Genomic DNA, 23,439 nt, shown 5'->3' with positions numbered 1-23,439 from the left:
ATCTACAGTAATCGGCTAATTTTAACCTGTTTCTGTAGATCAATGCAAGACATACTGCTCCAGGTGAGACCTGCTCCAGTTCTAATCCTCGTCCAGGGGCTGGGCGTCTACGATCTCGCCATCGGGCGCCTCGTCGGCGCGGTCAGCCGCCTTCGCATCGCGGGCCTCATCTAACAGGGCCTTCATGGTGGGGTTCTTGCGGGTGAGCTTCTTCACCGTGAGGTCCTCGGCCTTGTCGTTGGCAAGGCGCAGCTGGTTCTCGCTGCCGATGAGGTTGTCCTTGATCTTCTGCAAATGATCGATGGACTTGTCGATCTCCTCGATGGCCTTGCGGAACTTATCGGAGGCGATGCGGTAGTTGCGACCGAACTTGTCCTTGAAGTCGGCCAGCTGATCCTCGAAGTTGGTCACGTCGATGTTCTGCTGGCGCACGAGCGCGAGCTCGCGGCGGTACTGCAGCGACGAGAGCGCCGCGTTGCGCAGAAGCGTGATGAGCGGAATGAAGAACTGCGGGCGGATGACGTACATCTTATCGTAGCGGTAGGACACGTCGGTGATGCCGGCGTTGTACAGCTCGTTGTCCGGCTCGAGCAGCGACACGAGCACCGCGTACTCGCAGCCCTTCTTCGTGCGATCGCCGTCGAGCTTCTTGAAGTGCGACTCGTTGGTCTTCCGGTGCGTGGAGTCGTCGGCCTCGTTCTTCATCTCGAACATGATGGAGACGATCTCGTTGCCCTCCTCGTCGAAGTCGCGGAAGACGAAATCGCCCTTGGTGCCCTCCACCACCTCGTTGTCCTTCTCGAAATAGGCGCGCGGGAAGGCTGTGGGGCGCAGGCGGTTGAACTCGATCTCGCAGTGCTGCTCCAGCGTCTCGCCGAGCATCTTCGTGGACAGGCGCGCCTTCATGTCCTGGATGCGCTCGATCTCCCGCTCGCGGTCGGCGATCTGCTCGTCCTTCATCTTCAGCTTCTCGGCGAGCTCCACCTTGTGCTCCGCCTCGGCCCGGGAGAGCGCCTCGCGCTCGCGCTCCACTTGGGCGCGCAGCTCGTCGCGCTCGCGCTCCACCTCCACGCGAGCGTCTTTGGCGGCGGCGTTGGCCTGCTGCACCGCCAGCTGGGTCTCCATAGAAGCCTGCTGCCGCTGGCTCTCCAGCCTCTGGGCCAGCTCATCGCGCTCGCGCTCGGCGGCCCGCAGCTGCTCGGCGCCGGCGGCCTCGGCCTCGCTCACCGCCAGCTTGCGGGCGATCTCCGCCTCACTCGCCTGGGCGGACAGCTTCGCCCGGAGCTCGTCGCGCTCCTTGACCAGCGCCGTTTGGTCGGCCGCGGCGGTCAGGCGAAGCGTTTCCTCCTGCGCCGCCAGCTGGGCGCGCAGGGCCTCTACCTGCTTCTCCAGCTCAGCCTTCTCGGTTTGTGCCGTTATCTGGAAGTCCTTCGCCTGGGCTTTGAAGCGCTCGGTCTGGGCGGCCAGCTGTCCATCGCGCTCGGCAATTTGGGCGCGCAGGGCCTCCTCGGCCTTGGTCACCGCGAGGGCCACCTCCTGCTCGCGGGACTTTTCGGCCAGGGAAACGCGGGCATCCACCTCGCGCCGGAACTCCTGGTCGCGCACTTGGCTGAGGATAGCGGCGTACCCGCTCTCGTCTACCGTGAAGACCTCGCCGCAATGGGGGCATTTAATCTCGTTCATCGTCGTCCTTTCAGGAGAGCGCCTCCAAGGCGCACAAGCTCGCAAACGGAATGCGCGTCCGTACAATCCATAGGTCATGATAGATCATATCAACCTGACTCACTGTCCCGACAATGGTTCGGCAAGCGTCTTTTTCGTAGAAGACCGCCCGCACCATGACGCCGCGTTGCAGGTTCGCGATGGTCGCATCCAGCGCGCGGGCCTCCTCCTCGGAAAGAGGGCGGCGGGGCTCGATCACCCGCTCCCGCTCGTGCACGAGGTCGTAGTAGCCCCGCAAGGCAGCGAAGGGCGAGAACTGCCGGGCGCGGTCGGGATGCGGACGGCCCAAGCCCGCGGGGACGGGTCGGTCGAGGCCCTGCGGCGAGCCTTCTCCCACGGCGCCTCCGTCCGCCGCATCGCCGTCCACCTCCTCCCACACGAGCCCCGCGAAGGCCGCTTCCCCCCTCGCCGCAGCGGCCTCTTCCCTAGCCATGGTGTCCTCCGACCATCTCGTTGCGCTCGCGGCCAAGGGCGTGCTCCCTCAAACTCGTGCCCTTGATAAGGGCGTTCTTCCCGAACTTCCCCTTCACAGCCAGCACCGCCTCCTGGCGCCGCCGCTCGCGGGCAGCGGCCTCCACGTCGGTGAACAAATCCACCGTGGCCAGGTCCTCGTCCACCAGGTTGCCGAACCCGACGCTGATCTTGCGCATGGTACGCGCCGGGTCCACCGTCTCGCGGAAGAGTGCTTCCACGCACCCGAACAGCTTCGCGAAGGAGTTCGTGCGCTCGGGAATCTTGCGCGACCCTCCCCCGTGCGGCCCGCTGCGACCGTCGGCCCTCCGCAGGCCGTGGCCCCCCTCGAAAAGCTCGCCTGCGGCCTCGCCATCGCGCTGGGCGTCGCGCTTATAGCTAACATGCAGCGAGATATGATCGGTCACCAGGTGCTTGTCCACCAGATCGAGTACCGTGTCGTCCACCATCTCGCGCAGGACCACGAGGGTGTCGTCGAAGCTGTAGCCGCAGGGCAGAATCTGCCCGTTCATGAGCGAGCTCGTCTCGGGCTCGTAGGCCTTTATCTCGGCAATGGTGCAGGGCTCCAGGCCCCAGGCATGGTCGATGAGGTACTCGGCGTTCACCCCGAACTCGCCGTAGAGCACATCGGGATCCACCTCGGTCACGCCGCGCAGGTCGAACACGCGGTACTTTGCCAGCCTCCGCGCGATGCCCGGCCCGATGTTCCAGATGTCGGTGATGGGCCGGTGCGGCCAGATCTGCTCGCGGAAGGAGCGCGCGTCCAGCTCGCCGATGCCGTCGGGCGCGTGCTTCGCCGCGATATCGAGGGCCACCTTCGCAAGGAACAGGTTCGGCCCGATGCCCACGGTGGCGGGGATGCCCGTCTCGGCGCGCACGGCGTCCCGCAGCGTGTTCGCGAAGCCGCGGGCGTCCACGGCGTAGAGCTCCAGATAGGGCGTCGCGTCGATGAAGCACTCGTCGATGGAGTACGGGTGGATGTCATCGGGGCTCACGTAGCGCAAATACACCCCGTAGATGTCGGCCGAGGCGGCCATGTAGGCGCGCATCCGCGGGCGCGCGGTGATGAACTCCATCCCCTTCGGAATCTCGTGGAGCCGGCAGCGATTACGCACGCCGGCCGCCTTCATAGCGGGGCTTACCGCCAAACAGATGGTCATCTCCGAGCGCGTGGGATCGGCCACCACGAGCTTGGTCGTCATGGGGTCGAGCCCGCGCGCGACGCACTCCACCGAGGCGTAGAAGCTCTTCAGATCGATGCAAACGTATGTGCGCTCTTGTTCCATGACCGCAGTATACCATGGAACATCGGTTCGCTTCTCATATTCTCGGGTATTTCGGCGCGGCGCACGCGGAAGCCCGTCCGCTCAAGAGAGCCGCCGCCTCAGGGCGCGCAGACGCTCCTTCTGCTCGGGGGAAATGCGGCGGCTCTCCACGGCCTTCTGGATGGCCTTGTTGTGCGTCCATACGTCGAGAACTCCCGAGACGATAACCTCCTCGGCGGCGGCAGGTTGCTTCGCCAGCGCCTCGGCGAAGTACCACGCCCGCATCATGTTCACGTAGTACTCCGGGCGAGAAACTCCGACGACCCATGCGAAGTGCTCTGGCCGAAACCGCTCGTCGAGGAACAGCTGCATGAGCACCCCGATGGCGAAGCGCACCGTGTACTCGCGGTCGCTTTCCAGCCACGAGCGAACCTTCGCCAGCGCGGCATCGGGGTCGACGGCAAGCCCGCGGCAGGACAGCTGGTCGCACGTGGCCCAGTTGTCCACAAAGGGCAGGAAGCGCTCCATCTGCGCAACCAGCCGACCGAAGTCGCGCTCCTGCACGATGACGAACGAGTGCAGCTGCGCCTTCTCGAAAATGCGATGGGGCAACATCGCCAGAAACTCGTCCACGTCGGAGCGCCGGGCGAGCCTCTTCGCGAACTTCCGCAGATCGGGCGTGCGCACGCCTATGATAGAACCAGGGTCGATATTCGGTATGAGCTTCGCCTGAAACGCGCGGTAGCCCTCATCGGCATGTAAGGCGAGGAACGCCTCGATATCCTCCTGAATCGTCATCGATCGTCCCTCGCCTCGTCCTCCCCCTCGGCTCTTTCGCAAATCATCCGAATATCTTCCGCAATGGAGGGGAACTCGTCGGCCACGGTCACATACACATCGTCCATTCTCAACGTCTGGTATTTGTGGGCAGCGATATCGCGGAAGCCCGCCATGTCCCTCCACGGCACTTCGGGATTGTCGGCTCGAAAATCCATGTCGAGATTCTTGATAAGCTCGCCGACATTGATAACCGTCATGCACACAGCTCGCTTTGCCATCTCGTCTTCCATGAAAGAGTCAACGTCGTGCATACCGAGAAGCGAGTGCGCGATGCTCATTTCTTCGAGGATCTTCTTAAGAACAACGAGATTCTCATCGCTCATAGAGCATCACCGTCTCGCCCACATCGAGAAAAGACCCCTCGGGCAAGGGAAGATGAACAAGATCGACCGAGACACCGAGTCTGTTCTCCAGATTTCGCCGAAGGGACGAAAGCGTCAGCAGAGAGACCGCCAGCGAAGTAAACTCGACCAGCAGGTCGACATCGCTGTTGTCGGTAGCGCGATTCTGCGCATATGAACCGAAAAGCTCGATGCGCTCGACGGGGTAATCTGCGGCAACTTCCTTCACTCCATCAGCGATTTCGGCGACTGCAAGCATAGCTGCCTCCTCGTCTCATTATCCGCGCGAGCACTTTCCTTAAGGAACATTTTACCATTCGCAACGACAGAGAGAGCCGGCCCTATTGAACGCGTCATTGCATCACAGGCGTGCAGGGAGCTAGGCTCACGCAACCGAGAACAGCTCGGCCTCCTTGCGGCCCCCTTCCTGCTTCTTGATGGCCAGCGCCGCCGCCTTGAAGGCCGTTCACCGTGCGGGCGCGATCAGGGCATACCGCCACGCAGCCCATGCAGGCGATGCAGGTACCCTTGTCGGTCTTGAGGGTCGTCGCGTCCACTGCCTCAACGGGACACGCCTCCACGCAGCGCCCGCAGCGGCGGCACGATTCCGCGTACTTGGGCGCGAGCGGCACCGCGCCCTCCTTCACGTAGGGCCGCTTCCCGGGCACCGAAGGCGCCTCTGCGGCGCAGCCCTCGTCGAGTGCAGAACGCACCGCGCCGATAAGCTCGGCGATGCGGGCGTCGTCAAGCGCATCGGACCGACCAGCGGCGTACTGGTGCATGCTGGAATGCTCGGCCACAGCGGCCGACGCAGCCGCCTGACGCCCTCGCGTTCCAAAACGAGCCGAAACGCAGGAAAAGCCCCGATCAACAGGGCTTTTCTCATGCATGCTATCAACGGAGCCGCTCGGGCAGAACCCTTACACGATGCCCTGGGCCATCATGGCGTCGGCGACCTTCTCGAAGCCGGCGATGTTGGCGCCCATGACGTAGTTGCCCTCGTGGCCGTAACGGCGGGCGGCGTCATCGATGGCGTGGTAGATGCTCACCATGATGCCGTTGAGCTTCGCGTCCACTTCCTCGAAGGTCCAGGACAGGCGCTCGGAGTTCTGGGACATCTCCAGACCCGAGGTGGCCACGCCGCCGGCGTTGGCGGCCTTGCCGGGGAAGAACACGACGCCGTTTTCCTGAAGGTACTCGGTGGCATCCAGGGTGGTGGGCATGTTCGCGCCCTCGGCGAGGATCTTGCAACCGTTGGCCACGAGCGCCTTCACATCATCGATGAGCACCTCGTTTTGGGTGGCGCAGGGCAGCGCGATGTCGCAGGGGGTGACCCACACGCCGCGGCCCTCGTGGTAGGTGACGCCCTCGCGGCGGGCGGCGTACTCGGAGATGCGGCCGCGCTCCACTTCCTTGATCTGCTTGACCAGCTCCACATCGATGCCCGCCGGGTCGTAGATCCAGCCGGTGGAATCGGACAGGGTGACCACCGTGGCGCCGAGCTGCTGGGCCTTCTGCGTCGCGTAGATGGCCACGTTGCCGGAGCCGGAGATGCAGACGGTCTTGCCCTCGAAGCTGTCGCCGGTGCACTTCAAGTGCTCCTGCACCAGGTACACCAGGCCGTAGCCGGTGGCCTCAGTGCGGGCGAGCGAGCCGCCGAAGGAGAGGCCCTTACCGGTGAGCACGCCCTCGAAGACGTTCTTGATCTTCTTGTACTGGCCGAACATGTAACCGATCTCGCGGGCGCCCGTGCCGATGTCGCCGGCCGGCACGTCGGTGTCGGCGCCGATGTGGCGGGCCAGCTCGGTCATGAAGGACTGGCAGAAGCGCATGACCTCCATGTCGGACTTGCCCTTCGGGTCGAAGTCGCAGCCGCCCTTGCCGCCGCCCATGGGCAGGGTGGTCAGGCTGTTCTTGAAGATCTGCTCGAAGCCGAGGAACTTGATGATGCCCAGGTTCACCGACGGATGCAGGCGCAGGCCTCCCTTGTAGGGGCCAATGGCGCTGTTGAACTGCACACGGAAGCCGCGGTTGACCTGCACCTTGCCGCTATCGTCCACCCAGGGCACGCGGAACATGACCACGCGCTCAGGCTCCACGATGCGCTCGAGGAGGGAGGCCTGCTCGTATTCCGGATGGGCCTCGATAACCGGCTCCAGGGACTGGAGCACCTCGGTGACGGCCTGGATGAACTCGGACTGCTCGGCGTTCTTCGCCTTCACCTGTTCGATGACGTTCTCGACGTAACTCAATGCGGACCTCCTTGACGTGTCGGGGTGCCGCGGCGCGCGCACGCCCGCTGGCTTCTGGCCGCATTATAGGACGCGGCTTTTCCAAAACGATGAGTTATTAACTGAGCCGAAACAAAGACCCGAGCGAGACGCCGCGATCAACCAGCAGACGGCGCCGGATGACAAGCAGTCAGAGGGGGATCGGAGCGCGAAGCGCTTCCCTACAACGCCGAGTACACCTTCGAGGAGGACACGTTCAGAGCTGTGAGCAGCACCACGCCCACCTGCTCGCGCTCGGGGGCGTACATGATGTGCACGCCCTCGCTCCCTTCGCCCGAGCCGGGCTCGGCTTGCGAGTCGTCGGTCACGATGACCGTCTGGAAGCCGTCGGGCGTGGCCAGACACGACAGGCGGGGCACCAGACAGATAAGCGACTGGGCGCCGGCGTCGGTCATCTCCTTCTGCAGGGCGGCAAGACGCTTCTTTGACGCGTAGTAATCCACGTACACCACGCCCACCTTGCGGTCGCCCGCCATGAGAATCACCGGCTTTTCGTACCGGGAGGGATCGGCGATGTCCAGCGTGACGACGCCGGCGCCCTTGTCCAGGTACAGGCTGCGCACATCGGAGGCGTACACCGGCCGCTCCCGCAGGGCCAGCGGCAGGCGCGAGAGCTCCGAGAGCACCATGGCCCCCACGCTCGCGGGCGCCTCCTCCCCTTCGCTCGTAACATCAACCGCGGGCCTTAGGGCGTCCATGGGATCGTAGGTGCCGTCGAAGACGATGGCGGTATAGCCCTGCATCTGGCCGAACACATCGTCCACCCCGGTGGCGGCCACGTTGAAGGTGCGCCCGGTCTCGAAATAGCGCAAGAGCACGCTGCCCCCCAACACGACGAGCAGCGCGAATACCAGCAGGGCCACTTTTTCCCGGGTACGCTTCTTCATAGCGCACCATTATAGCGAAGCCCCGCCGCGGCATTCGCGACGGGGCCCAAGGCTCCATATCTGAACAGGAGCGACCTTCCGCCCCACGCAAAGCGAGGCAGCCCTACCCGGTAGAACTGTCCCGCATTTCCCGATACCGGCATCCCCGGTTGCCCCACACGGGCCGGAGAGAACCCCGGCCCTAGGCCACCGGCGGCAGCTTTGCTTCCTCAAGCATGCGGGCGACGAAGTGGCCGGTATAGGAGCCCTCCACCTTCGCCACCTCCTCGGGCGTGCCCGTGGCGATGATGGTGCCGCCGCGGTCGCCGCCCTCCGGGCCCAGGTCCACGATGTGGTCGGCGCACTTGATGACGTCCAGGTTGTGCTCGATGACGAGCACGGTGTTGCCGGCATCTACCAGACGCTGGAGCACTTCGAGCAGCTGGCGCACGTCCTCGAAGTGCAGGCCCGTGGTGGGCTCGTCCAAGATGTAGAAGGTTTTGCCGCTCTGGCGCTTCTGCAGCTCGCTCGCGAGCTTCACGCGCTGGGCCTCGCCGCCCGAGAGCGTGGTGGCCGGCTGGCCGAGGCGGATATATCCGAGGCCCACGTCGAAGAGCGTCTGCAGCTTGCGCTTGATGCCAGGGATATTCTCGAAGAAGTGCAGGGCATCCTCCACGGTCATATCGAGCACTTCCGAGATGTTCTTGCCGCGGTAGGTCACCTGCAGCGTCTCGCGGTTGTAGCGCTCGCCGTTGCACACCTCGCAGGGCACGTACACATCGGGCAAAAAGTGCATCTCGATCTTGATCTGGCCGTCGCCCTTGCAGGCCTCGCAGCGGCCGCCGCTCACGTTGAAGGAGAAGCGCCCCGGCGCGTAGCCGCGGGCCTTGGCCTCCTGCGTGCTGGCGAACAGGGCGCGGATGTCGTCCCACAGCCCGATGTAGGTGGCCGGGTTCGAGCGCGGGGTGCGCCCGATGGGGCTCTGGTCGATGTTGATGACCTTGTCGAGCTTCTCCAGGCCCGTAATCTTGCGATAGGGTCCCGTGCGGCGATGGGCGTGGTTCAGGCGGTTGGCAAGCGCCGGCGCCAGCGTATCGGTGATAAGCGAGCTCTTGCCCGAGCCGGACACGCCCGTGATGACCGTGAGCGTGCCGATGGGCACCTCCAGCGTGACGTTGTTCAGATTGTTCTCGGAGGCCCCGGTCATCTTCACCGAGCCGCGGCCCGGGCGGCGACGACAGGCAGGAACCTCGATGCGGCGGCGACGCGCCAGGTAGTCGGCGGTGATGGAGCCCTCCGCGGCCATGACCTCGGCCGGGGTGCCCGCGGCGATAACCACACCACCGTGCTCGCCGGCGCCCGGCCCCATGTCCACCACGAAGTCGGCCGCGCGGATGGTGTCCTCGTCGTGCTCCACGACGACCACGGTGTTCCCCAGGTCGCGCAGACGCTCCAAGGTGGCGATGAGCCGCTCGTTGTCGCGCTGGTGCAATCCGATGGAGGGCTCGTCCAGGATGTAGAGCACGCCCATGAGCCCGGCGCCGATCTGGGTGGCGAGCCGGATGCGCTGGGCCTCGCCGCCCGAGAGCGTGGCCGTGGCCCGCTCCAGCGTGAGGTAGTCGAGCCCCACGTCCACGAGGAAGCGCAGACGCTCGCGAATCTCCTTCACGATGGGCAGGGCGATGACAGCCGCCTGGCCGGTGAAGCATAGCCCCTCGAAAAAGGCCAGCGACTCGGCCGCCGACATCTCGGTGACATCGTGGATGGATTTGCCGTCCACGGTAACGGCGAGGATCTCCGGCTTCAAGCGCTTGCCCCCGCAGGTCTCGCAGGGCACCGTGGCGAAGTAGGCCGCCAGCTTCTCGCGCTGGGCATCGGACTGGGCCTCGGTGTAGCGGCGCTTCACCGCGGCCAGCACGCCCTCCCACTCGATGTACCAATAGGTGTCGCGGCCGTCCACGGTGCGGTAGTCCACCCGCACCTTCTCATTCCCCAGGCCGTTCATAATGGCCTTCTGCGCCTTCTTCGGCATATCCTCCCAGGGGGTGTCGGCATCGGTGCCCACGTGCTCGGCCACGGCGCGCAACACCTGGGGGTAGTAGTTGCCGCTCTTGAAGGGAGCGATGACTCCCTCGTTCAGGGTAAGGGACGGGTCGGGCACCACAAGCGACGCGTCCACCTCGTCGCGGCTGCCGATGCCGAGGCAATCGGGACAGGCACCGTAGGGGGCGTTGAAGGAGAAGTCGCGGGGCTGCAGCTCGTCCATGGAGTGGCCGTGCTCCGGGCACGCCAGCGCCAGCGAGAACAGGTGCTCCCCTTCCCCAAGCCCGCCCGTGGCCCCCGAGGAGGTGCCGCCGGCCTCGCCGAGCGGTGCGCCGTCGGGCCCGAGCACCTGCACGAGCACGCGTCCGCTCGCCAGCTTGCAGGCCAGCTCCACGCCCTCGGCGATGCGGCTCGTGGCCGACTCCTTCAGCGTAACGCGGTCCACGACGACATCGATGAAGTGCTTGATCTTCTTGTTCAGCGTGATGGGCTCGCCGGTCATCTTCACGATCTCGCCGTCGATGCGCACGCGGGAGAAGCCCTCCTTCTGCAGGTCGGCGAAGAGCTTGGTGAACTCGCCCTTGCGGCCGGCCACTACCGGTGCCATGAGGATGGCCTTCGTGGCCTCGCCCTGGGCGCCTTCGCCCAGGCGCAGAATCTCATCGGTCACCTGGTCGGTGGTCTGCTTCTTGATCTCCCGTCCGCACTCCGGGCAATGGGGCACGCCCACCCGTGCGAACAGCAGGCGCAGGTAGTCGTAGATCTCGGTGGTGGTGCCCACGGTAGAGCGAGGGTTTTTCGAGGTGGTCTTCTGGTCGATGGACACGGCTGGGGAAAGCCCGTCGATGGAGTCCACGTCGGGCTTGGACATTTGCCCCAAGAACATACGGGCGTAGCTGGAGAGGCTCTCCACGTAACGGCGCTGGCCCTCGGCGTACATGGTGTCGAAGGCCAGGCTCGACTTGCCCGAGCCGGAAAGGCCCGTGATGACCACCAGCTCATCACGGGGGATAGTGAGGTCGACGTCCTTGAGGTTATGCTCGCGGGCGCCCTTGATGACGATTTCGTTGGCCATGGATCGCTTCGTTTCCTTCGCGGACGTAACACAGCGGGCGCCCCCGAGGGGCCACCCGCTGCATTGATTCTTGTTTTCGCAGGTTATTTTAGGGGGCCGCGCACAGAAACGCCAGCCCTAAAGGGAACTTCTGTTCGCCTTCATGGAATCTTCGCAGTCTGTTCGCCCTCCGGCAGAGCCGAAGCCGCCAGAGCTGCCTGCAAGCGAAAGCCTATCAGGAGAGCATCGGCACCGGGAGGTCTTCAGAGGCGCCAGCAGAGGTATCCTCGGACGCCGGCATCGCCGTGCCGCGCTTCCGGTGGAAATGGGCCAAGGTGAGCCGCTTCGACTTCCGGCGCGCAGGCGCGGTGCGCGCCGCGGAGAACACGAAGACGCAGGCCGCCGCCAGCACGAAGGCCATGACGGCGAACACCGCCGCGTAGGACGTCGCGCCCAGAAGCGCGCCGCACACGAGCCCCGTCACCGCCGAGCCGGCATAGGCCACGAGGTTCACCGAGGACAGGATGGCCGACAGCTGCAGCACGTTCACTTCCAAGAGCAGCATGCGCAGCGCCGTGGCGAGCGCCGCGCCGGAAGCCACGCTGAACACCGCGCAGACCCCCATGAAGGCGAGCTCCGCCCGTGCGCCCACTGCCAGCGCGAGGGCGGCCGTGCAGCCGAGCGAGATCATCATGGCCGCCGCGAGCGCACGGCGCGGATCGAGCCTCTGCACAAGGGGGCCGCCGAGCACGCTCGGTGCCATGACGAGGGCCAGGATGACGGAGCCGGCCAGAGGCGAGGTCTCCCCGAAGCAGGTATAGGCGATGGGCGATGCGAAGGACTGGAAGAAGCAGCTCACCATCCAGGTGGACAGGTACACCACGGCCACCGCCGCGAACAGGCGCCGACAGTCCCGGGGCACGAACACGCGCGGGCGAATGGTGGCGCGCAGCGAGGCGGTGCGGTCCAGCGGCTCGTGGACGAAGTTCACGAGGAACAGGCACACGGCCAAGACGAGGATCATCGTGCCGTAGACAACGGTCAGGTCGGGAACCATGCCGTAGAGCACGCCCACGCCCACTGAGCCGATCATGATGCCGAACATGGCGCCGCAGCTGGCCACAGTGGAACCCCAGCTGAGGTGGCGCTCCCCCACGCAGTCGATGACGAGGGAGGAGACGGCGCTCATGCCGAAGCCGGCCGCGAGGCCCTGCACGAAGCGGGCAGCGAGCACATCGACGCCGCTTTCCGCGCGCAGGAACAGGATGCAGCCGAAGATGGCGAGCATGATGGTGAGGCTCGTCACCGGCACCCGCCCGAAGGAGTCCGAGATGCGCCCGGCCAGAAGCAGGGTGAGGGTCACGCCGGTAAGGTAGGTGAACATGGTATTGGAGATATCGGCCGTGGTGAGCCCGATGGTCGCCTGGTAGTCGGCGTACAGCGGAATGGGCACCGCCGTCGAGGCGAAAATAGCCAGAAACGCGAAGGTCGCGAGCAGAAAACCGCGCAGCGACTGCGCATTGGTGAGCTGAGCCTTGTGCATCCTCTTCCTCCATGAATCGACGAGCCAGCCTGTCGCCTTCCACGGGTCGTACCCGAGATGGTGCGAGCAGTATGAACCCCGCGCCCAGGGAATTCAAGAGGGAATGAGAAGTTTGCCGCTCAGCGATGAAACAGCCCCGCAAACCGTCGGCACGCAGGCGATTCACCGCCGCCGACCGACTGCGGAAACCGTCCGTGCCCCAAAGCCTACGCGTGCTTTCGCGTGGCGCGATAGCTCTCCAAATAATCGGCGAACTCGGCAGAGGTGTCGGAATTGCCCGAGCGCCACGCCTTGTGATCGATGATCTCGCTCTCGAAGCCGAAAGAGGCGTCGATATAGGCGATCAGATCATCCACCGCCCGAAGCTGCTCCTCGGGATAGTCGCCCTCGCCGCCCACGTGCACCATTTCGATACCCACCGACCAGGCGTTCATGGCGTAATCGGCGAAATCACCGCCGATGGGTGTCGAGCCGGCCATGTCGTCGCGGCCGTCCTCGTCGATGCCGTAGCGGTCGTTATGGCCCGTATCGCCATAGCCTGCGTGGTGCGCGATGCGATCGAGCGGCACGCACTGCCAGATGGTGCCGTCGCGGTTCACGATGAAATGCGCAGCCACCTGGTTGCCGTTGCCATCCCACCAATCGATGATGGCGGCTGCATCGGAATCGCTCTCCGTATCGTGCAGCACGATATACTTCTGGAAGGCGGCCGGCTTCGGGCCATGGTCGAACCCGGCTCGGTAGTCTTCGACAATGGACAGGTCAGCAGCAGATGGAAGCCCGCCCTTTCCCTCGTCGCTAGAGACGGCTTCGTCGGACTCGCCCGACTCCGCAACGCCCTTCTCCGCCTCGTCATCCGCGGCGGACGTGACATCAGGAGCGACCTCGATGTCGGGAGCAGGGGCTACGGGAACATCCGAGGCAGCGCCCTCCCCCGAGATCTCCCGCAACGATTCCATCGTCTCCTCGCTCACAGGCTCGGCGAGCACCTGTTCCTTCGAGGACGCATCCCCATGACCCGCACCGCCCGCCTGACAGCCGGCAAGTCCGAATGCGAGCACCGCCGCAAAGGCGACGTTCAACCACTTCCCGTAGTCTTTAGGATAGGTACGGCGAACCTGCATCGCGCTCCAACTCCATAATCAAATCGGCATTTGCCTTCTCGTACTCATTCGGAGAGAACCATTCATCGAACTCTTCGGCGCTCCACGTCTCACTATACCAACTCTTCGAGTTGAAGTGCTCCGCGAGATCGGCATTGTTGAATCTTCGGCCGTATCGGGCGAATATCTCATTGCGGGCGATATACAACTCCCACGTCGACAACGACGAAAGCTCCGAACGCGCATACTTTCGCGAATCGCTTTCGGGAAGGATGTAGTCGACCTCCGAGGAAACCCCTCCCTTGACACTCACGCCGTCCATGTATGCGCGCAGCTCGTCCGCCGCCCGCCGGGCAAGATCGGTGCCCTCAACTGCATTAATATCATAGGGAACGTACAAATACACCTGCATAGCACCGTAGTCAGGAGACTCGACGCGGCCCACGACCATCGACTCGTACTCGCCCTGCGGCCCCCAATCCTCGCTGAAACAGCCCACATAAAAGAGCGTCCGGTCGCCATCCCATACTCTGAGCCCATATCCCATGCCCATAACGCCAGGCTCTTGGAACGCATAGCCACTTGCATATTCGTAGGTCACATCGCTCATTTCGCTTTCAGAAAATATCTTGCTCAAGTCGACAGAGTAATACGGGGTCTCTATTGCATCGCCTTGCGCACTCTTCGCCTTCGGTTCCTTCGAGTCCTCCGCAGTTCCAGAAGTTTCGTTTTCAACTGTGCTCTCAGCCGATCCATCCCCCTTGCCAGTATCGTCGGCAGCATCTTCCCCCGTCTGAGCCAGGGCGATCTCCAACTGCTCAGCACGAGCCTCGGCGTCTTTATAGGGAATAGCAGCGCGAAAGGCATCCAAAGCCGACTCAGGACGATCACTGGCCTCATCCCTGATGCCCACCTCATACGAACACATCCGATAGAGCTCCTCAGAGTCCTGCCACTCCAATCCCTCTAGCAACGCAGCAGCGGTCGCATAATTCGACTGGGCCATGTGGCGACGAGCCGCCTGATAGGCGTCGTTCTTCTGAATGATCGGATTCACAATGGCGAAAAACACCACTCCGACGATAGCGAGTGCAGTAACCACCGACACCCCGATCGTAACGGCTTTTTTTCGGCGATGTTGCGTCTCAGCCACCCGCTGCGCCGCAAATGTTCGGACGCGATCAATCGACTCCGATTCGACAAGATCATCTTTGAGGTATTCACATGACCAGCATCGATCCCTCTCAACATTCGGCTCGCCGCAAGCGCACAACCAGTAGCACTCACGTTCCTGCACCTTGCCATCCAAAAGAGCGGCAGCCAAGGGTGACTGCTTGCCGCACGCGCAACAAGACTGCATACCCACGCCAGAGCCGCCGCACGAGCATGTCCAACGCACCTGCGAGCCCTTGGCGTCGAGGCCTTTTCCCTTGCACAGATAAGCATATCGTTGCGCAAGCAATTCCTCATCCCACCCGAGAGTCGCACGAGGAAGCAGTGATGTAAGCTGACCTTCAGCGGTCCAATGTTTGCGTCCCGACTCTACGGCGACAATTCGCACCTCGACCGACGTTGTCTTCACGTTCTCAAGAACTATTGGGTTAACGTCGAAAACCGCTCCAGGACGAATATCGGCATCAAGATGGGTCTCACGCAGCTCCTGAACCGTTCCGTCGGCAAAGGAGATAGACGCTTCCCAGGTGAACTCATTCACTATCTTGGAAGAGATGTTGCGAAACCGCAGCTGTAAATGCTCTTCGCTTGTTCCCCGGTTTCGTGACACTTGAACGGCTGCAGGAACAACGGGGCAACCCTCTTCCCACCGCAAACAAGTACTATCGGAGTTGAAGTAATCCCTAAGGACTACTTTGAAATCGGAAGTCATTGTCTCCTCCTAAAAGTCCGGAAGGTCATCAGACACAACAGGACCTTCATCACTCGTCTTCTCGGGCAAAGCTATCGCAATAATTCCAGGGACGATGGGCGTCGCAAATACCCCAATGAACCATAGCCAGCCACCGCCCTTTTTGCGAAAATATCCCTTGCTGCGAATTATCTCGAGGAACACATAGGTGGACAGCAACCACGCAGTAAGGCAAAGAAGGAGCAGTGCGATAAACCCCGGTCCTTCCGTGAAAAAAACCAATAGGGCGGCAATCGGAGCGACTGGCATGCGAGCAACAGGAACAAGGGCCAGTAATACCAAAAAAACCAGAACAATCCCCACAATCCCGAGAAGGAGCCGGCCTTCGTTTTCAATGCGTTTCTCCAGACTTTCCTTCATAACCCTCATCTCCCTTTCATCTCGTTTCCCGAACAACTCTCACGTTTAGCCTCAACCCCCACAAGTGCTTTGGCATGCCTCATCACGCTTCTACATCCCGTTGGCAAAGCGCGAGACATTGCGATTGATGCCAGGTGTCGTCAAGCATAAATGCCAGCACCATCCGAGACTGCTTTTCCGGCGACACGAAGCAGTTGCATCGTCGTTGAGCATTTATCTCGCAGCAACCTCCCACGGAAATAATATCCTAAATTGGGATATTATCAAGGTTACCGTATCGTTCTCGGCAATGAATGTCGAGGCTAACAGAGTAATCGGGCAGTGCCTGCGAGATGTGCGGGTTCGGCAGGGGCGTACACAGGGCCAGCTTGCAGCTTCACTGGGACGCCCGCAATCATTTGTCTCGAAGATCGAATCCGGCGAGCAATCCCTACATTTTAGCGAAGTGTTTGAGTACGCTGAAGCACTCGGCGTATCCGCCGAGAACCTTGTCTGCGAAATTGCTTCAGCTCTCACGTAATCAGCTCGCGCATTACAACGCAAGGCAAATGAGAAATGCTCTGTTAAATGCCCTTCAAGCGAAATCGTCGGCCACAAAGAAGGATCACATAATGACGTGGCCGGCCGACTGCATGAGGTAAGGGATGTAGGCGAGCACGACGAGCGCTGCCCAGAACAGCATCTTTGCCTTCTTGCGACTCATGGCTCCTCCCTTCGGTAAGGGCGGCCGCCGCACTGGTCGGCCCCCGGTAAGAACCTACAGGGAGATTTTCCCATGGGATTTCCGTCAACGTTGGGCGTGAACGTCAACTGTAGCAAGGGCGCCACAAGGTTGAAAGCAAGGCGGAACATCCCCGTTGGCACGACGTAAATTAGCCGCACGCGCCCAAGGCGGCAAGCAAGAAGACAGCCGCGGCACGGCCGCAACCGCCCTGAAAGCCTTGCCATTCCTAGGCCCGAGGACGGCCCGAGCCGCGCAATCCTATCTGACGCGAGCGCAGGCGTTCCTAGGCCCGAGGATGGGCCAGGCCGTGCACCTGCTTCAGGCGATCCGGGCTCACATGGGTGTAGATTTGGGTGGTGGAAAGACTTGCGTGGCCCAGCATCTCCTGGACGCTGCGAAGGTCCGCTCCCCCTTCGAGCATATCGGTGGCGAAGGTGTGCCGCATCGCATGGGGCGACAGGCTCTCGTCGAGGCCTGCCTCGCGCAGAGCCCGCTTGAACATCTTGCGCATAGAGTCGGCGCTCATCTGGTTGCCCCGATTCGACACGAAGAAAAACTCGCTCTCCTTGCTACCCAGAAGCTGCGGACGCGCCTCGCTCAGGTAGCGCTCCATAACGGCCGCACCGGTGCGCGATAACGGCACAATACGCTCCTTGGACCTTTTGCCGAACACCTTCACCTCCAAGGAGGGGAAGTCGACCCACTTGACCAAGAGGCCCGATGCCTCGGATACGCGGGCACCGCACGAGAACAGGAACTCCAAAATGGCCTGATCCCGCATATCAGCCGCCGATTGCTCGCGCGGCTCGCCAAAGGCATCCTCCTCGCCGAACACGCCGAGCAGCGTCACCATATCGGCTCCCGAGATGGTCTTCGGAAGATGGCGCTCCCCCTTGGGAGCCTGCACCACGCTCACCGGGTCGGTGTTCGCCCGACCCGTTTTGTTAAGCCATCGGAAGAAGGATCGCAGAGCCGACAGATGCCGCTTGATGGTCGTGCGCGCGTACCGCGCCTGATCGAGCTCGGCCAGATAGCGCCTCATCTGGCGATAAGTCACCGTATAGGGCTCGTGCCCGCATCGCTGCGCCCACCGCAGGTAGGCGAAGATGTCGTCGCGATAGGCCCGCACCGTATGGGGAGACGCCCCTCGCTCCACGGTCAGCGACTCGCAAAAGTCCTCGACATCGCAAGCTCCCGGGATCGCCGCATCGGTCACGAGCTCCTCCTGTGCGGGCGAATCGGCATCGGCGCGAGCCGCATGGGCGCCCGCCGGCGCCGATGCGACGTCTTTGCGATCCATCAGGCCATCAGCCCCGCAGCCTCGAGGGCTCGGCGATAGCCCACGAGCGCCGCATCGGCCCGCACAGCATAGGCGCCGTAGCGCTCGCGCTTGTTGCGCACCGGCGGATCGAGCGGACGCATGATGCCAAAGTTCACGTGCATGGGCTGGTAGTCGGCAGTTGCCTCATCGGTCGCGTAGGCCATGAGCGCCCCGTACACCGTCTCAGGAGGCAACGCGGGAAGCTCGACGCCCTGCAAATCGGCCGTCACGGCGACGGCGACGTGCAGGCCCGAGCGAATGGCCTCGCAATAGCCCTCGGTGCCGGCAAGCTGACCGGCCACGTACACCGGCACTCCGAGCGCGGCGGCCTGGGGAGTTCGCAGGCGACCCCGCGCGTCGAGCAATCGCGGCGCATCGATGAACGTGTTGCGGTGCATGACGCCGTAACGCGCGAACTCCGCTTGCTCCAAACCGGGAATCATCCGGAACACGCGCCGTTGCTCGGGAAAGGTGAGGTTGGTCTGAAAGCCCACCAGATTGTAGCTCTGACCGCACGCATCCTCCGCACGCAGCTGCAGGGCAGCCCAGGGACGGCGTCCCGTGCGCGGATCGGTCAGTCCCACCGGCTTCAGGCTGCCGAAGCGCGGCGCGTCCCGGCCGGATCGGGCTATCTCCTCTATCGGCTGGCACGCCTGGAACAGCTCGCGGGTCTCGAAGTCCTTCGCGATGACGCGCTCGGCGCCGAGCAGCTCGTCGACGAAGCGCTCGTACTCCTCTTTCGTGAAAGGAGCGTTCAGGTAGTCGCCGCCCGAGGCCGCTTCTTCGTAGCGGCTTTGGCGAAACACTTTCTCGAAATCGATGGAATCCGCCATCACCACCGGAGCCGCGGCGTCGTAGAAAGCCAGGGCATGCCTCCCGGTCAGGCCCATAAGCGAGGACGACAAGGCGTCGGAGGTGAGCGGGCCGCTCGCGAGCACGAGGGCGTCGGTGCCGCTCGCCAGCGACCCCACATCGCGCGCCTCCTCCCTCACCAGCTCGATCAAGGGATGCCCCTCGATCTGGGCCGTAATCGCACGGGAGAACAGTAACCGATCCACCGCGAGCGCCCCGCCCGCTGCCACAGCGCACTCCTGCGCCGCCTTCATGAGAGGCGATCCCAGGGCCGTGAGCTCTTGTTTCAGCAGACCCGCTGCGCTGTCGGGCTTGGTGCTCTTGAGCGAGTTGGAGCACACGAGCTCCGCGAGGCCGTCGGTATGGTGCACGGGAGTTTGGCGCTGCGGCCTCATCTCCAGCAGACGCACCGCTATCCCGCGGTTCGCAAGATCGAGCGCTGCCTCGCTGCCGGCGAGTCCCCCGCCGACTATGGTCACATGGTAAGTCATAGCCCAGAAGGATACCAAACAACGGCACCGCCACGCCCGTCAATCGGGCCTGAGGGCCCCACGACGCGGAAACCGCACGATTCATCGCTCCCTCCTTGCCGCCACAGCGACCCGAGGCCCGTAGCGGCCATCGGGGTACTGCGCGATGAGCCCATCGCGCTGCGCCTTGGTGAGCCATACCATAAGCCAAGTAAGACTGTCTCCCTCCGCAGGCCCATGCGCTCTCGCGAGACCGCGGAGCGCCTCCATGCCGAGAGGCTCGGCGCTCAAAGCCGCCAGCAGCTCCTCCTCGGGCGTAAGCGCCGCCCCTCCCGATTCTCTCCCCGGCTCCCCTGCGCCAACGACAGGCTCCTTCAGGCAGCCGTACGTGGTGAACAGCGCATCTGCAAAAGCGTCGTCGTCCACGATGGGCAGCGCGCCCTGGTACAGCAGCCGGTTCGCGCCCCGCGAGTTCTCCGAGGTGATGGAGCCGGGCACGACCCACACCTCGCGCCCGGCCGCGAGAGCCTCGTCAGCAGTGGAGAAGGTGCCGGACGGCAGCCCCGCCTCCACAATGAGCGTCGCGCGAGACATGCCGGCGATGAGCCGGTTGCGCTCGCGGAAAGTATAGGGCTGGGGCGGGAAATCCCAGGGCCGCTCCGACACGACCGCCCCTCCTCCATCGACGATGCGCTGGAACAGACCGACGTTCTCGGCCGGATACACCTGGTCGCACCCTCCCCCGAGAAACGCCACCGTCGGCGCACCCTCGGCCAGGGCTGCCTCATGGGCCACCGCATCGCACCCGCGAGCGCCGCCGGACACAACGACAATGCCCCGCGCCGCCGCCATGGATGCGAAACGCTTCGCCGCGCCGCGCCCGTAGGGTGTCGCCCGACGGGCGCCCACAACCGCCAGCCCCGCCTTGAGCGCCGCCGGATCGCCCACGCCGTACAAGCGAGCAGGCGGTTTCGGAATGGTGTGCAGCAACTCGGGAAACGCTGCATCGCGGGCGGTAAGCTCGAACCGCTCGCCAGCCAACTTCATCGATCTCACCGGCATCTCAACATCCTCCTATTCCATCCCGGACGCGGTAGCCCACCGCCTCGGCCACATGCTCCTCGCCTACCGTTTCCGATTCGGCCATATCGGCGATCGTGCGGGCTACCGACAACGTGCGCACGATCGCCCTCCCGCTCATCGAGTGCAGCTCTGCTACCGACACCAGAAACGATTGGGCGGCATCGGTCATGCGACAGCGCGCCGATCCGCGACCCGAAGCATCTCCTTCCGCGGCACGACGCCGCGAAGCGAACGCCCGACCCCGCAAGACACCTGCACGCAGCTCCTCAGAGCTCGTGCCCGTCCCCGAGGCAAGCACCTGGGCCGGCGGTATGCGCCGTACATCCAGATGCAAATCGATACGGTCCATAAGCGGACCGCCGATGCGGTTCTGGTACGTGCGAATCTGGGGCACCGTGCACGTGCACGCGTGATCGTCGTCGCCGTAGTAGCCGCACGGGCACGGATTGCTGGCTGCCACCAGCATGAACCGCGCCGGGAACACCACGTTGCCGTCGGCTCGGGTGAGGGTAACCGTACCCGCTTCCAACGGCTGCCGAATACCCTGGAGAACCGACGATTTGAACTCTGCCAGCTCGTCGAGGAACAGGACCCCGTGATGGGCGAGCGATATCTCGCCCGGCCGAATGGGGCTACCTCCTCCCACCAACCCCGCCAGAGAGGCGCTGTGGTGGGGACGGCGAAATGGGCGCGCGCCTCCTATCAGCGATTCGATAGGCTCCCCCGCCACCGAGTGCACCACCGCCGCTTCCAGCATTTCGTCGGGCGCCAGAGGCGGCAAGATCGATGCCATGCGCGAGGCGAGCATCGTCTTGCCCGAGCCGGGAGGCCCCATCATGAGCAACCCATGACCGCCGGCGGCGGCAATCTGGAAAGCGCGCTTCGCCACCTCATGGCCGGCCACCTCTCGATAATCGAGCGGCGCGGCCGCTTTCGCGACATCGCGCGCACGACGATGCCGCGAGAGACATGCAGCCGCCCCGCCCTCATGCGCTGCGCTCCCCAAATGTCCTATGGCGAAGATACGCACGTCATCTAAGGGCACCGGATCGCTCTCGGAGGCGCATACAAAATCGAGGCCGAGGGAGCGCGCGCAGATGGCGCACGCGAGCGCGCCCGCCACCGGCCTCACGCGCCCGTCGAGGGAAAGCTCGCCCACGAACAGCGCGCCTTTGGTCCAAGCCGGATCTATCTGCTGGGTTGCCGCCAAGATACCCAGGGCAATGGGGAGGTCGAACCCCGACCCGGCCTTCTTAAGGCCGCTCGGGGCCAAGTTCACCACGATCTTCTCGTTGGGCACGGTGAACCCCGCGGCGCGTATGGCCGCCTTCACTCGCTCGCGGGCCTCCTGGATGGCGGCATCGGGCATGCCCACAATGGCCATACCCGGCAAGCCTCCCGAGACCACTACCTCCACGGTGACGGGAATCACCTCGACCCCGCGCACCGTCGCGCTCGTCACAGCGCACTGTCCGAACTGCATGGCGCTACGCCGCCGAGAAGGCACCCAGATGATGGCGCACGAGGGCGCGATCGGGGGCGATCACCACGATGGAGATCACATCGAAGCGCACCGTCACCTCGCCCACGCAGTGATCCTGGACATAGGCCAGGGCAATGCGCTCGTATCGCTCGCGCTTCGCCTGGTTGACCGCCTCCCCAGGAAAACCGTGGCCGATACCGCGCCTCGTCTTCACCTCGGCGAACACGAGCGCGCGATCATCCGCCGCAATGATATCGGCCTCGCCCGCGAAGCACACCCAGTTGCGCTCGAGTATCTCGTAGCCGTGGCGGCGGAGAAAGCGCTCGGCAGCTTCCTCCCCTCGCGCGCCCAGAGCCTTGTTCCTCTTGCCCCGCGGCATCGACACGCTCTCGGTTGCACCCACGCCGGCCCCCTTCCCCTTTTTCACCCGCTCCTTCTTCTTTCCCTTTCCTCCTCCTTCTCTCTTCTGCTTCTTCCGGCGCTTGTCCTGCGCCCGAGCCTTCTCGACGAGCACCCCGCCGCGCGACGCGCGCTTCTCGTTCTTTAGCTTCTTGCTCTTCTTCGCCATATCAGCTGCTCCTTTCAACGATGGAGCAAGCCTACTGCCGCAAAACCGTCAAACGATATCGGGAATGTCCCGAAACGAGCCGTCCGGGCACCGCCCCCGAACCGTCGACGAGCCGTCCGGGACACGTCGGCGCGCCGTCCCCGAACCGCACCGCAATCGCATCGCACCGACACCTTTCCGGCAACAGGCCTTAAAAGAAGAAACCGCAGATCGCGATGACCTGCGGTTTCAATCTGCAGAGCAAACAATGTCCCAGCGGCGCGCTCATCGCGGCCAAATCAGAACAGGGACTCCTGGGTGAAAGCGGTGCAGAAGCTGCGTCGGTGAAGCGGCGTGAGCCCCTTCTGGCGAATGGCCTCCATGTGCCCCTCCGATCCGTAGCCCTTGTTGCTCGCGAAGCCGTAACCGGGGTACTGCGCGTCGTACTCCTCCATGAGCGCATCGCGGGCCACCTTGGCCACGAGCGACGCCGCGGCGATAGAGGCGCACTTCGCGTCCCCCTTCACCACGTTCACCTCCCGCTCGTCCACATGGAGCGGGTTGCCGTCCAGGAGGACCACGTCCACAGCCACGCCCGCCTCCTCCACGGCGGCAATAGCTCGCCCGAAGGCCTCGCGCAGGGCCGCCGTCATGCCCATGCGATCGATATCCGCAGGCTCCACGTACTGCACCGTCCAGGCCCGCGCCCGCTCGCGCACCGCCGCGGCCACGGCCGCGCGATCATCAGGTGCCACCTGCTTGGAGTCGTTCAGACCCGCAATGACGTCGGCATGGTCGAGCACCACGCCGCCCACGGCCAGCGGCCCGGCCAAAGGACCGCGGCCCACCTCGTCGAGCCCCAGCACCACGCTGCCGCCCCGCTCGGCGGCCAGCTCGCGCTCGAAGGCGTACATCCCCGCCAGCCGGGCCGCCTCGGCGGCCTCGGCCTCCAAACGACGCCGAGCCACCTCCACTGCCTGGCGCACGCCTTTGCGCGTATCGGCCACGAGCGAGCGCTCGAGCACCGCGAACTCTTCAGCCGAAGCCGTCTGCAGCTTACGCCGAATCTCGGGGACCGTCAGATCGATCACGCCGGCTCCTCTCCCTGCTCCTCTTCCCCGCTGCGCTTTCAAGCA

General features: G+C 64.0%; 21 protein-coding genes. 1 reads left to right on the top strand and 20 read right to left on the bottom strand.

Annotated features, from left to right (window positions below; all coding sequences use genetic code 11):
* Positions 1 to 81 precede the first annotated feature (81 nt).
* From C811_RS06190 to C811_RS06140, 14 genes are all read right to left on the bottom strand, one after another.
* Positions 82 to 1,683, bottom strand: a complete 1,602-nt coding sequence (locus tag C811_RS06190) for a DUF2130 domain-containing protein (protein WP_016308652.1) — start codon at positions 1,681 to 1,683, stop codon at positions 82 to 84.
* Positions 1,684 to 1,693: 10 nt separating this feature from the next.
* Complete coding sequence (locus tag C811_RS0102850; protein ID WP_016308651.1) at positions 1,694 to 2,155, bottom strand: hypothetical protein; 462 nt, start codon at positions 2,153 to 2,155, stop codon at positions 1,694 to 1,696.
* Positions 2,148 to 3,479 (bottom strand): Y-family DNA polymerase, encoded by a 1,332-nt coding sequence (locus tag C811_RS06185; protein WP_016308650.1) that lies wholly within the window; start codon positions 3,477 to 3,479, stop codon positions 2,148 to 2,150. Before C811_RS06185 ends, C811_RS0102850 begins: the two co-directional genes overlap by 8 nt.
* Before the next feature lie 81 nt (positions 3,480 to 3,560).
* Positions 3,561 to 4,256 (bottom strand): DNA alkylation repair protein, encoded by a 696-nt coding sequence (locus C811_RS06180; protein WP_016308649.1) that lies wholly within the window; start codon positions 4,254 to 4,256, stop codon positions 3,561 to 3,563.
* Positions 4,253 to 4,621 carry a HepT-like ribonuclease domain-containing protein gene (locus tag C811_RS06175; RefSeq protein WP_016308648.1) on the bottom strand — a complete coding sequence of 123 codons (369 nt, stop codon included), beginning with the start codon at positions 4,619 to 4,621 and terminating at the stop codon, positions 4,253 to 4,255. Before C811_RS06175 ends, C811_RS06180 begins: the two co-directional genes overlap by 4 nt.
* Positions 4,611 to 4,898: a nucleotidyltransferase family protein gene (locus C811_RS06170; RefSeq protein ID WP_016308647.1), complete on the bottom strand. Its 288-nt coding sequence runs from the start codon at positions 4,896 to 4,898 to the stop codon at positions 4,611 to 4,613. The genes C811_RS06175 and C811_RS06170 overlap by 11 nt, the downstream gene beginning before the upstream one ends.
* A 94-nt stretch (positions 4,899 to 4,992) precedes the next feature.
* The gene (locus tag C811_RS06165) at positions 4,993 to 5,421 is read right to left on the bottom strand and encodes a 4Fe-4S binding protein (RefSeq protein WP_016308646.1); all 429 of its coding nucleotides are present in this window, start codon (positions 5,419 to 5,421) and stop codon (positions 4,993 to 4,995) included.
* Positions 5,422 to 5,559: 138 nt separating this feature from the next.
* Positions 5,560 to 6,891, bottom strand: a complete 1,332-nt coding sequence (gene gdhA, locus C811_RS06160; protein WP_016308645.1) for an NADP-specific glutamate dehydrogenase — start codon at positions 6,889 to 6,891, stop codon at positions 5,560 to 5,562.
* 200 nt (positions 6,892 to 7,091) lie between these two features.
* Complete coding sequence (locus C811_RS06155) at positions 7,092 to 7,817, bottom strand: hypothetical protein (protein ID WP_016308644.1); 726 nt, start codon at positions 7,815 to 7,817, stop codon at positions 7,092 to 7,094.
* 181 nt (positions 7,818 to 7,998) lie between these two features.
* On the bottom strand, positions 7,999 to 10,914 hold the full coding sequence (uvrA, locus tag C811_RS06150; RefSeq protein ID WP_016308643.1) for an excinuclease ABC subunit UvrA: 2,916 nt from the start codon (positions 10,912 to 10,914) through the stop codon (positions 7,999 to 8,001).
* Between the two features lie 214 nt (positions 10,915 to 11,128).
* Entirely contained in the window at positions 11,129 to 12,436 is a 1,308-nt protein-coding gene (locus C811_RS06145; protein ID WP_016308642.1) for an MFS transporter, read from the bottom strand.
* A 206-nt stretch (positions 12,437 to 12,642) separates the two neighbouring features.
* Positions 12,643 to 13,560, bottom strand: coding sequence for an N-acetylmuramoyl-L-alanine amidase (locus C811_RS0102845; protein WP_016308641.1), 918 nt, complete (start codon positions 13,558 to 13,560; stop codon positions 12,643 to 12,645).
* Positions 13,535 to 15,424, bottom strand: a complete 1,890-nt coding sequence (locus C811_RS0102840) for a YARHG domain-containing protein (RefSeq protein ID WP_016308640.1) — start codon at positions 15,422 to 15,424, stop codon at positions 13,535 to 13,537. Before C811_RS0102840 ends, C811_RS0102845 begins: the two co-directional genes overlap by 26 nt.
* A gap of 9 nt (positions 15,425 to 15,433) precedes the next feature.
* Positions 15,434 to 15,823: a hypothetical protein gene (locus tag C811_RS06140; RefSeq protein WP_016308639.1), complete on the bottom strand. Its 390-nt coding sequence runs from the start codon at positions 15,821 to 15,823 to the stop codon at positions 15,434 to 15,436.
* A gap of 127 nt (positions 15,824 to 15,950) precedes the next feature.
* Between C811_RS06140 and C811_RS17250 the strand changes: the two genes are divergently transcribed.
* Entirely contained in the window at positions 15,951 to 16,343 is a 393-nt protein-coding gene (locus C811_RS17250; protein WP_425304017.1) for a helix-turn-helix domain-containing protein, read from the top strand.
* A 487-nt stretch (positions 16,344 to 16,830) separates the two neighbouring features.
* On the opposite strand, the gene C811_RS06135 is transcribed toward C811_RS17250, so the two are convergent.
* The 6 genes from C811_RS06135 to C811_RS06110 all read right to left on the bottom strand — a co-directional run bounded on the left by C811_RS06135 (position 16,831) and on the right by C811_RS06110 (position 23,391).
* A complete protein-coding gene (locus tag C811_RS06135) occupies positions 16,831 to 17,847 on the bottom strand; it encodes a tyrosine recombinase (protein ID WP_016308637.1) in 1,017 nt (338 codons plus the stop codon).
* Complete coding sequence (trmFO, locus tag C811_RS06130; RefSeq protein ID WP_016308636.1) at positions 17,847 to 19,211, bottom strand: methylenetetrahydrofolate--tRNA-(uracil(54)-C(5))-methyltransferase (FADH(2)-oxidizing) TrmFO; 1,365 nt, start codon at positions 19,209 to 19,211, stop codon at positions 17,847 to 17,849. Before trmFO ends, C811_RS06135 begins: the two co-directional genes overlap by 1 nt.
* Before the next feature lie 81 nt (positions 19,212 to 19,292).
* Positions 19,293 to 20,252, bottom strand: coding sequence for a DNA-processing protein DprA (dprA, locus tag C811_RS06125; RefSeq protein WP_016308635.1), 960 nt, complete (start codon positions 20,250 to 20,252; stop codon positions 19,293 to 19,295).
* A 1-nt stretch (position 20,253) separates the two neighbouring features.
* A complete protein-coding gene (locus C811_RS06120) occupies positions 20,254 to 21,756 on the bottom strand; it encodes a YifB family Mg chelatase-like AAA ATPase (protein WP_016308634.1) in 1,503 nt (500 codons plus the stop codon).
* Between the two features lie 4 nt (positions 21,757 to 21,760).
* Positions 21,761 to 22,324, bottom strand: a complete 564-nt coding sequence (locus C811_RS06115) for a YraN family protein (RefSeq protein WP_016308633.1) — start codon at positions 22,322 to 22,324, stop codon at positions 21,761 to 21,763.
* A 278-nt stretch (positions 22,325 to 22,602) separates the two neighbouring features.
* Positions 22,603 to 23,391: a ribonuclease HII gene (locus tag C811_RS06110; protein ID WP_031324791.1), complete on the bottom strand. Its 789-nt coding sequence runs from the start codon at positions 23,389 to 23,391 to the stop codon at positions 22,603 to 22,605.
* Positions 23,392 to 23,439: the final 48 nt, after the last annotated feature.

The organism is Adlercreutzia caecimuris B7, assembly GCF_000403355.2.
Classification (GTDB): Bacteria; Actinomycetota; Coriobacteriia; order Coriobacteriales; family Eggerthellaceae; genus Adlercreutzia; species Adlercreutzia caecimuris.
Note: the sequence above shows the minus strand (reverse complement) of the source record. Positions and strands in the feature narration are given on the sequence as shown.